Origin of the sequence: Microcoleus sp. OTE_8_concoct_300, from assembly GCF_031383065.1 — a bacterium.
GTDB lineage: Bacteria > Cyanobacteriota > Cyanobacteriia > Cyanobacteriales > Microcoleaceae > Microcoleus.
In genome coordinates, this window is record NZ_JANMZH010000104.1 from 51975 (window position 1) to 60756 (window position 8782).

Below are 8782 nucleotides of genomic sequence, written 5' to 3' on the forward strand. Positions count from 1 at the left end.
TCTTCAATTATCTTCAAAATTGCCTTCGTTTAGCTGTAGGTGAGCTTCGATTTGGGTTACTTGGCCTTGAATTGATTTAGTAAGTCGGCGGGGTCTGGTAGCTCAATTTCAGGTGCTGACGTGATTTGGGGGATAGCCTGCACTGCCTTAAACTGCGATCGTAATCCTGCAAGCTCTCGCTTTGTCGCTTCATACTTATCCTCAAGCTCGTCATAATTTGCTTGAAGCATATTAATCTGAAAGTGACAATCTGCAAGAGCTTCCTCTGGGGTGAAGCCGAATATAACAGCATCTGCAAGAGCTTCCTCTGGAGTAGTGAGAGCATGATCGTATTCTAAGTTACCTAATTCACTCTGTAACTCGCCGTCTGTAACTACGGGTAACTCTTTAAAATTACCCGCAGCGGGATTTCCCGGCATTGCTTCCCGTAAAGATTCTAACGACTTTTGTAGCGCTTGCAGTTGCGATTGAGTAACGCTTTCGCCTGTGATTTCAAGCCCGGCATCCTCTTCCAGTTTAGCGATACGCTCTGACAGGATAGCGTCGCGCTCTACCAGTATCGTAAAAATCTTGATAATTAAGCTCCAAACGTTCATTGTGACTGCCCTTACGTATATCGTTGATGTATCAAACATAGCACGAGGACTTAATATTAACGTGGCAAAAACTACGGCTTACACGGTGGAACAAAAACTCAATGTATTATTTTATACATAACATTTAAGAGTAAGTGAATTTTCTCTGTTTTTAAGTATATTTTCTGACTTAGCCGCCCGTGTTAGGCGGCTATTTGTAAAAATGGACTCCTAAACACCCTTTGAGCTTTTTGCTCTAAGTCGCTTAACTATCTCTTTTAGTTCTGGTTTCATGTCACTTTTTTTGGGATTAGTTCCAAGGACATCTTTTATGAGAAAAACGTCAAGAGATTTGAGTTTAATGAGTTCATCCTTTTTTCTCAAAAGTTCTTCTTTGATTGCACCTTTGCCAGCCGTTGCTCTCTGTTGTTCTGTTGTTGCTGCTTTGGTAGTACCACCACCACTTGAACTTTTACCACCCGAGCTTCTACCGCCTGATGATTTAGCCATTACTCCTCAACGCCTCATTTATTGATATTTGTCCTGGTTTAAACTTCCACGCTGTAATCGGTATCAAGCTAGGGTTTAGCATTTTACCGAGAACGTTTTCGACATCATCGTCTGTTTTAAGTTTTGATACGTTAATTTTTTTAGGTTCCTTCTTACCAAACCCTTTATGTTCTTCGTAAATAGTAAAACAAACGGGAACTTCTTCTGGCGTAGGTAGAGGTTCAAGCCCAATCGCATCAGCCACAAACTCAATTTTCCTTCCATTTTCAGCTAGAGTTGACATTATTTGAACAAGTTGCATTATTGCGGCTACTTCAAACCGTTGAGTGCTATTCCCGTCACTCATACTTTCTGCCATCATTTCATACATAGCTGACGCCCAAGCGGTAGCGTTAACGCTTTGCCATTCGCTACCCAACGGCTTACTTTTAGGATTAATAATTAAACCGTTAGCCAGCATTCTAAACAAAGCCTGCATAATCGAATAATAGTCAAAGCAGTCCGAGCTGCCGCCGCCCCCTGGTACGAGAAAAGCGTTAGATACTGGAAATTTATTTCTTTTAAGTTTAGCAATTCCTAAATACTTATAAATTTCTTCAACTTTGTCGCAGCAGTTCATACGTTTAAAATGTTGTGGGTAATTGGGTAGTCTTAAAAAGTCAGTACGTGGTGGTGGTGGCTCCTGTGGCGGTGGATTATCTTCCGGTGGTTGTGGACCATTGCAATATAAAAGTTTATGTACTATCGTGAGGGCGTTTGACCACGGCCAAATTCGCTTATAATAGCTTTCTAAGTAGTATGTAAATTCAGCAGGGCTGCAAGCATTCCCTCTTATTTCCCATGCTTCCTCACGTCGGTAGTCTGGCAAATTGTAGTGATACCAATAGGTACTTGTTTTTACCATCTTGGAATCACTTGAGTCAATTTCTAAAGCCCACCCTGTGTTGTCCGCATTTTGCACAATATCTTTAATATAAGTTGTTCCTTCCCCATAGGTAAGTTTTTTGTCTTTCCACAGACCTTCGATTAAATAATTTGGATCGATTAAGTCGAACCATTCTAATTTGTAGCTTTTACATAGAATCAAGAAATGGTATACACATCCTTCATCTAATTGAGGCATTTCATTGGGTTTATAACCCATCCCAGGATTTACTGTTGGTGTTGTTGGTATTTTAAATTCTGAAGATGGCTCAAAAGAAACGCACAATTCACCACCCGGTACACCATAACAGAGTGATACGCTTTTTTTGCCATCTTTGCCTATTCCGATTTCAATTTTGCCTCCGGCAGCACTAATAGAGCCTCTAATTCCCTCATCTTCGTCTATACTTGCGCTACCCCCAAACCCAACAATATTAACACCCGCTTCAGCACCTTTAATTGATATTTTTCCGTCTTCATCATACCCAATCCTCCCGCCAATATTTACTCCTAACTTACCCTTAGTGCTGCCGATTCCAAGCCCAGCTTGAGCGGTACGATTGCTCGCATCAATTTCAATATCGAGTCCTTGTTGCCCTATTAAATTATCTACGCCAACAGTTAACTTTCCTGTAGCTTTAATACCTCCTGCACTACCTAACTCACGTTCTTTAGAGATATTTAACCCACTTAACGGATTGGTTGATTCACTAGGTTTTCTCCCTGCACTAAAATTACCCCCCTCGGATGGTTTAGATAAATTAGGTTGGGATTTTCTTGGGTTACGAGACATAGATAAATTATATGTTTAAAAATTACGCAACTACTGTGCTGGCAATTTCTCGCCACGCGCCCCAAGCACTATTAGTTTGAATTCTAAAGAATAATCGAATCCCTGAAAAATGAATCTGTACCAAGTATTTGTTGGCAACAGATGTGGATAATAGTGGATCAAACTGGATTATCATCCCAGTGTTGACGCCAGTTGGTAAACCTAGGTTCGTCACCCCTCCATCCAGCCACTTTAGCCCCGCAAAGAATGTTAGCGACCAATTGTTAGCATCAAATACACCACTACTCCCCGAACGCGTTGTTAGCTGTAAGGAATTGACTAACGGTGCTTTGGTAGCAATTAAATTTATCGTTGTGGCGCCAAAATTAGCGTCATTATTTAAAGCACTAGCAAGCTCTATCAATGTATTTAAAGCGCCGGGCGCGCCACCTACTAAGCCAATAATTGCCTCGTCAATCATTGCAGGGGTAGCAAATTTTGATTGACTAATAACTTCTACTACTCCAACGCCTGTGTTTCGACCTAACAGGCTATTTGGCGCAATATTATTTATTCTATCTTTTATTGCTAATTCTAACGAAGCAAGCCGCGCCTCAAAAGCTTCTAAACTATTTTTTTTTGCAATGGTAATAGTAATGCCTGCTTGAATACGTAAACTGTCACCTTGTTTTAGTAATCCATTGCCGTAATCTATTAATTGAATAGCCAAAGCATCGTTTGTTTCTAGAATTGATACTTGATTTTTGGCTAAATAAGGCTGTAACAAATCAAAATAATCTTTTCTGCCTCTATTTATGAGAATTATTTCTGCTACCTCTCCCCAGTCACCTATGTTGTTTTTCCGAGCTAGGATTCTTAATCCTACTTTTTGACTTTTAGCTTCTGCGGCACTAAATTTCGCCATTTTTTCCGCTTCAGATTCATCACCATCAAAATCAGGAATTACTCCTAAATTAAAACTTTTTAAATTTAAATTACAGAAAAAAGATTCTAGGTATACACCTACTCTTTCATCGATATCAAAAACCATGTCTCTAAAATGGCAAAACTCAATTATTGAGTTAGCAGTATAGCTACTGGTGAGACTAATTGGAAATGTACGTGTAACTGTGTCCATGTATTTACCTTCATTTTTACAAATAGCCGCCTAACACGGGCGGCTAAGCCAGAAAATATACTTGAATCAAGTCATTGCGACAAACTCATTGAACCCGTCAAGCGCTCCTTCTTTAAGTCCTTCTAAAAAATTACCTAAGTCAGGATTAGTGTCAGTGATTTTTTCAATTTTATCATCAATTTTTTGATTGATAACAAAAGACTGCCCCTCTTGTAATCCCCAGTTAGCAATTTTATCATCAATCGCTTTAATACCTGTTTTAATATTTTCTCGGGCATATTTTCGTAAATTCATATACCCTATTTTAAAAGCAAGATTACGAGCATATCGAATAAAGGCATTGGTGAGGTCTGATAATTCATCAATCAACTCTTCAGTTATGCTATTTCCTGTATCTTGCTCTGCCTGAATCGAAACTGCTGCTGCACCTGTAATATTTAATGTCAATTTAGGATTAGACTTCCCCCCTCCTAAAAACATTCCCACAAGCAGCCTACCTACGCTTTCTCCGAAGGTATTCATAAAAGCGCTATGAACACCTTGTAGTTCAGCAAGAATTGCACTGTCAGATTGCAGCCAGTCAACATTAATAATTGTGTTTGTAGTGCCAACAATTGCTTGTTGAAGGGTAGGAAGCATTGCTCCTAGTGCAACACCGCCTAGCTTGACACTTCCTAAAGCACTCCACATTGATGCAATACCACCCTGTGCAAGAGCGGTCAAACCTGTGGCACTACCGATAAACCATCCTGCAACGGCTACCGCTGCACCGCCCGCAAGGAAGCCCAACGGGTCATCTTTCAACCACTGACCAAACAAACCCCAGTCACCCCGCCCTATTGCGGCGAGCAGCTCTTTCCCTCCTTCAAAAATCTTTTTACCAAAATCAATAACCGTCTGTACCCCTTTTTTGATAGCTCCCCATACTTCACTTGCAGTATTTTGCAGCCATTTACCAGGCTGAATACCTTCGGTTGAGAAAGCAAGCGCGCTATCTTCAATCGTTACTCCCCAAGTTCCACTTTGAGTCATTTACTTTCTCCGTTTGTGATTGTCAATTTCTTTTTTTAATTCACTTACTTCTTTTTTGTACTCGTTAATCTTTTCTTTTAGTTCACCTGTTTCTCCTTCAGAATTAACAAGTTCATCTTCTAGCTTGTCAATTTCTCCTAACTTATCTACGTAAGTCAGAACCATATCACGATAATTTTTTCTATTCACGTTACCAACCATTCTGTAGCTGTTTCAATAATTGAACCGTTTTGACCCAAGGTTGAAATATAAGGCAAAATAATCCTACCTACATATTCCAAAGAATTGTAATCGAAGCTTAATGTACAGTTAGTCAAGCTGTTTGGATTTTTAGCGGGTTGTTTTTGCCAATGAACAATATAAGAAATTACATCAATAAAATATTGACTGAGAGTAGTAGATTTTATTGTCCCAACTGGCGAACCAGCACTAAAAGGAAGTGTTGGTAAATATGGTGCTGCTGCAACAGAAAAGATTCCCGTTGAGACGTTGTACGTAACAGTGCCTGGCATTGTAAAATTCCCTTCTAAAATTAAATCATCACTTTTGGTAATGCTTAATTTTTGGGCCGCTAACCCCTTTTCTGCACTGTTGATTAAGTGTGCTACTTGAAACAACTTACCTTCGATTGTTGTAGCGTTAGCTGTTTCGTCCGTTCCTGCTGTTACTGTTGCCACGTTTTTACCTCCATTTTTACAAATAGCCGCCTAACACGGGCGGCTAAGTCAGAAAATATACTTGAATCAACTAACTGCCTTTGGCTTTGACCGCGAGTGCCATCGCTAGACCAAACAACGTGCTGGCCAGGGTAGTCAAATTTACGGGTGCATCACCGTGAACTTTTAAGCCAATGGCTAACGCCGCAAATGTAGCGGCGGTTGCACTGCAACACAAAAAGAACATTAAACCTCTATACACGTAACGGTCAATCTCAAGCATCTTCAATTGTCCATCCCGTGCGTTTGGGTATATTTTCTTCGGGAAAACCCGCTCTATCATGCAACACTCCATCTCGTATCAAGACACCTTTGATATCCCGAAGATCGCATTTGATTACACCAATCTCTACGGTTAAATTATCTATATTTTGCTGTTGTTTTCTTCCTGATTCAAAACTATGGGTTCTAATTTGCAAGTGAAGCTTTTTTAGTTCAATGCTGTACTTGTGTGTCGCAAACGCAAACGCCCCAGTTGCAGCAGCCCCACCCCCACCAATAACTAAAATAATAATCTCCAATAATTCTTTTATTGTCACGGATTTATTCCTCCTGTGTACTCCCAAACAAATAATGAAACATTACCACTGTAGTTAGCGTCAAAGATTAAAGTATAGTTATTAACTATTTGAGGATAAGTTACTATTTGTAATCTATTGACGTAAATTTTAAATGAGCTATCGAGTTTTGCATCATTACTTCCCCCTACAATTAAGCCACTATTTACCTCTCTACTAAGGTATCCACCCCAGCGCCACGGGTCTGAAATAGTACCGGGTAACGAAAACAAAATTGCTATAGCCGGGGCAGATAACAACACAGGACATACTACGCGAGTATACCTATTGTCATCTGGGGGGATTAAGTTCAACCCCCAGATTTGATTCCACGAATTTTGATTAAACGTGAAATTCATCTTACTACTTAGCTTTAGCGGCTAATGTGACTTGTTCAGCATCCGTAGCAGGGGCATCAACGCTTGTGGAAGTTTCGGCAGCAGCTTTAAGCATTAAAGGATAAGTTCTTCCACCTTTAATCGTGAATTGTGGGTATATTTCTGTAGCCGCAGGCGCTGCGCTTGAAGTTGGTGGTTGAATTTTTCCGTCAGGGATGTATTCTGCTAACGCTTCTCCAATTTGTGCAACAGACATAGTTGAAGGGAAAGTTAGAGAAAGTGTCCTATTCGTTTTTTTAGCTTTAGCCCCAGTCTTCAAGACAACTGTGCGTGACCGTGCTTTCGTTGATGGCATATAATCTACATCGCCAGCTTCTACAACTTTGTCTGTTGCTACTCCGTTCACTAAAACATTTTTAGTGTACGATGCGCGGGTTCTTTTTACCGATTTAGCGTATAAACTCTCAATTCCTAAAAAAACAGCCACTCGTTTTTCACAGCTAAAATAACCTATCAAATTTTCTTTAGCTGCATCGGCAGGTTTCTCACTTCGGTCTTGACCTTTGAATCCAACCATAAAAGCTAGCCTAGTCATAAACTTTCCTCCTAGATTTGTTATTTTGATTGTAGCCAACAAAATCAGCATTTTACCTAAGAAAGTTTTATCGAAACCTGTAGGGTTAGCACAAGTTTTTTTGTGCTAGCTTGTACTTATAAAGATTTTTTGCCTACCAAGCTATGCCTCAAAAACCTGCTACCAAGCGCCTTACTCTCGACACTGACGAGCCGTCATTACTTTTTGCGATTAATGACTTACTATCTACAGGCGGTATTGACTTTGACGAATGGTGGGATGAATTTTCTAAACCACCTGCGAGTAAAACCGGAAAAGAAATAGAAATTTGGACTAAACCCAAATTTATTGACACTACCCCAAAAAACAAAAGTGGTGTTGGTAGGTGGATTAAATATTTTCCCAACAAGGAAGATGAAAGCACTTTTTACAATTTATCTGGTACTGACCGAGATTTGGTACATCACATTAATGCTATTGGATACCAGCAAAGCGGTAGCACCGAGAATGTGCCAGGGAAAAACAGCAAGCCACCGCTTAAGGGATTCCCGTTAATCGAACTTCGCTTTGTCAGCCCTGATAAAAAAGTAGGAATTAAGTGGATACGGTGTGCGGGGTATACCGATGATGAGAAAATTGCCAGCTTAAAGCTCGCTAAACTTATAACACCTGCTGACATTAAAATGTGGACGAGTAAAATCAAAACTATTTTTGGTGATACTAAGTACGTTTGGAAAAAAGGGAAGGAATGTTTATCGTACAGCGGGCAAATAGCTCGACTACAAGGGCTTGAAGGATACGCCTACGTGCGAAATAAGCAAGATGGTATTGATTTGTTTACGTCACTGCTTAAAATATTTGATGCTGTACCCGACAAGGATGGATTCAACAGAAGCGAAAGTACCTCTACGACCAAGTACACAAAACAGACAAAAGAAATAACCGTAGTCGGGCAAAAAGTGACACCAGACGAACGTCGCCCTGTCGTTGATTGTGAGTTCGACAGAGCAATACTTAAACTGCCACTACTAAACAAACCCATCCCGCTGGTAAAGCGAAACGTGATTCTTTATAAATGAGAGTATTTGAGTGTATTTCTTGGCTTAGCCGCCTAACACGGGCGGCTATTCGTAGAAAAAGACTGAATATAGCTGATCTTGGGACTTGACGTGAGACGGATTGTTGTGCGATCGTCGTAACAATACAACACCCTTACGGCGCGCTAACGCTTTCAGGGTGCATTTGCCTCCAGTTAATCTACAACTTTTGGCTTTATTATTATGTCACAACAGTCCGCTTCGCGTACCCTACGATCGCAATTTTTAACGTACTCGTGGGACGCCCCCCTGGCGCTACGCTGGTATCGGGATGCCGTGTTTGACGGTATTTCCCACGATAGTGCAGCTGAAGTGCTTTATCCTATCAAACCTACTCAATGGCTGCACTACTATCAAGCTCTTGTGCTACTTCCAGAACAATGTGATGCGCTGTATGGTGTCGAGCCAAAAACTACCGATCGCTTAATTCGTTACTTTGACCCCCAACTGCGGGGGGACGGTATGTTTTGGTGTCCCGAAACACACTTGGCTGATGCAGAACCTGTACTGGGGTTGTGCTGGATAGGCAAACCGAGCCTTAACTTTTTG

General features: G+C 40.7%; 11 protein-coding genes. 2 read left to right on the forward strand and 9 right to left on the reverse strand.

Annotated elements, in window-relative coordinates; translation table 11 throughout:
• Window positions 1-56: 56 nt before the first annotated feature.
• From ACUVJL_RS04915 to ACUVJL_RS04955, 9 genes are all read right to left on the reverse strand, one after another.
• A complete protein-coding gene (locus ACUVJL_RS04915) occupies window positions 57-596 on the reverse strand; it encodes a hypothetical protein (RefSeq protein ID WP_445244824.1) in 540 nt (179 codons plus the stop codon).
• A 210-nt stretch (window positions 597-806) separates the two neighbouring features.
• Complete coding sequence (locus tag ACUVJL_RS04920) at window positions 807-1085, reverse strand: hypothetical protein (protein ID WP_445244825.1); 279 nt, start codon at window positions 1083-1085, stop codon at window positions 807-809.
• The gene (locus tag ACUVJL_RS04925; protein ID WP_445244826.1) at window positions 1078-2802 is read right to left on the reverse strand and encodes a hypothetical protein; all 1725 of its coding nucleotides are present in this window, start codon (window positions 2800-2802) and stop codon (window positions 1078-1080) included. The genes ACUVJL_RS04920 and ACUVJL_RS04925 overlap by 8 nt, the downstream gene beginning before the upstream one ends.
• A 22-nt stretch (window positions 2803-2824) precedes the next feature.
• Window positions 2825-3919 carry a pyocin knob domain-containing protein gene (locus ACUVJL_RS04930; protein WP_445244827.1) on the reverse strand — a complete coding sequence of 365 codons (1095 nt, stop codon included), beginning with the start codon at window positions 3917-3919 and terminating at the stop codon, window positions 2825-2827.
• 66 nt (window positions 3920-3985) lie between these two features.
• The gene (locus tag ACUVJL_RS04935; RefSeq protein ID WP_445244828.1) at window positions 3986-4951 is read right to left on the reverse strand and encodes a hypothetical protein; all 966 of its coding nucleotides are present in this window, start codon (window positions 4949-4951) and stop codon (window positions 3986-3988) included.
• On the reverse strand, window positions 4952-5152 hold the full coding sequence (locus ACUVJL_RS04940; RefSeq protein ID WP_445244829.1) for a hypothetical protein: 201 nt from the start codon (window positions 5150-5152) through the stop codon (window positions 4952-4954). It lies immediately after the preceding gene.
• Complete coding sequence (locus tag ACUVJL_RS04945) at window positions 5137-5628, reverse strand: hypothetical protein (protein ID WP_445244830.1); 492 nt, start codon at window positions 5626-5628, stop codon at window positions 5137-5139. The genes ACUVJL_RS04940 and ACUVJL_RS04945 overlap by 16 nt, the downstream gene beginning before the upstream one ends.
• Before the next feature lie 254 nt (window positions 5629-5882).
• A complete protein-coding gene (locus ACUVJL_RS04950) occupies window positions 5883-6206 on the reverse strand; it encodes a hypothetical protein (protein WP_445244831.1) in 324 nt (107 codons plus the stop codon).
• Window positions 6207-6587: 381 nt separating this feature from the next.
• Entirely contained in the window at window positions 6588-7208 is a 621-nt protein-coding gene (locus ACUVJL_RS04955; protein WP_445244832.1) for a hypothetical protein, read from the reverse strand.
• 92 nt (window positions 7209-7300) lie between these two features.
• Here ACUVJL_RS04955 and ACUVJL_RS04960 point away from each other — a divergent pair, with 92 nt between their 5' ends.
• Both ACUVJL_RS04960 and ACUVJL_RS04965 read left to right on the forward strand, forming a co-directional pair.
• On the forward strand, window positions 7301-8215 hold the full coding sequence (locus ACUVJL_RS04960; RefSeq protein ID WP_445244833.1) for a hypothetical protein: 915 nt from the start codon (window positions 7301-7303) through the stop codon (window positions 8213-8215).
• A gap of 201 nt (window positions 8216-8416) precedes the next feature.
• A partial coding sequence (locus ACUVJL_RS04965) for a hypothetical protein (RefSeq protein ID WP_445244834.1) occupies window positions 8417-8782 on the forward strand: 366 nt, incomplete at its 3' end.

Coding starts and splice junctions, on each gene's coding strand:
- ACUVJL_RS04915 (WP_445244824.1), bottom strand. CDS start 596: ATGAACGTTTGGAGCTTAATTATCAAGATTTTTACGATACTGGTAGAG.
- ACUVJL_RS04920 (WP_445244825.1), bottom strand. CDS start 1,085: ATGGCTAAATCATCAGGCGGTAGAAGCTCGGGTGGTAAAAGTTCAAGT.
- ACUVJL_RS04925 (WP_445244826.1), bottom strand. CDS start 2,802: ATGTCTCGTAACCCAAGAAAATCCCAACCTAATTTATCTAAACCATCC.
- ACUVJL_RS04930 (WP_445244827.1), bottom strand. CDS start 3,919: ATGGACACAGTTACACGTACATTTCCAATTAGTCTCACCAGTAGCTAT.
- ACUVJL_RS04935 (WP_445244828.1), bottom strand. CDS start 4,951: ATGACTCAAAGTGGAACTTGGGGAGTAACGATTGAAGATAGCGCGCTT.
- ACUVJL_RS04940 (WP_445244829.1), bottom strand. CDS start 5,152: ATGGTTGGTAACGTGAATAGAAAAAATTATCGTGATATGGTTCTGACT.
- ACUVJL_RS04955 (WP_445244832.1), bottom strand. CDS start 7,208: ATGCTGATTTTGTTGGCTACAATCAAAATAACAAATCTAGGAGGAAAG.
- ACUVJL_RS04960 (WP_445244833.1), top strand. CDS start 7,301: ATGCCTCAAAAACCTGCTACCAAGCGCCTTACTCTCGACACTGACGAG.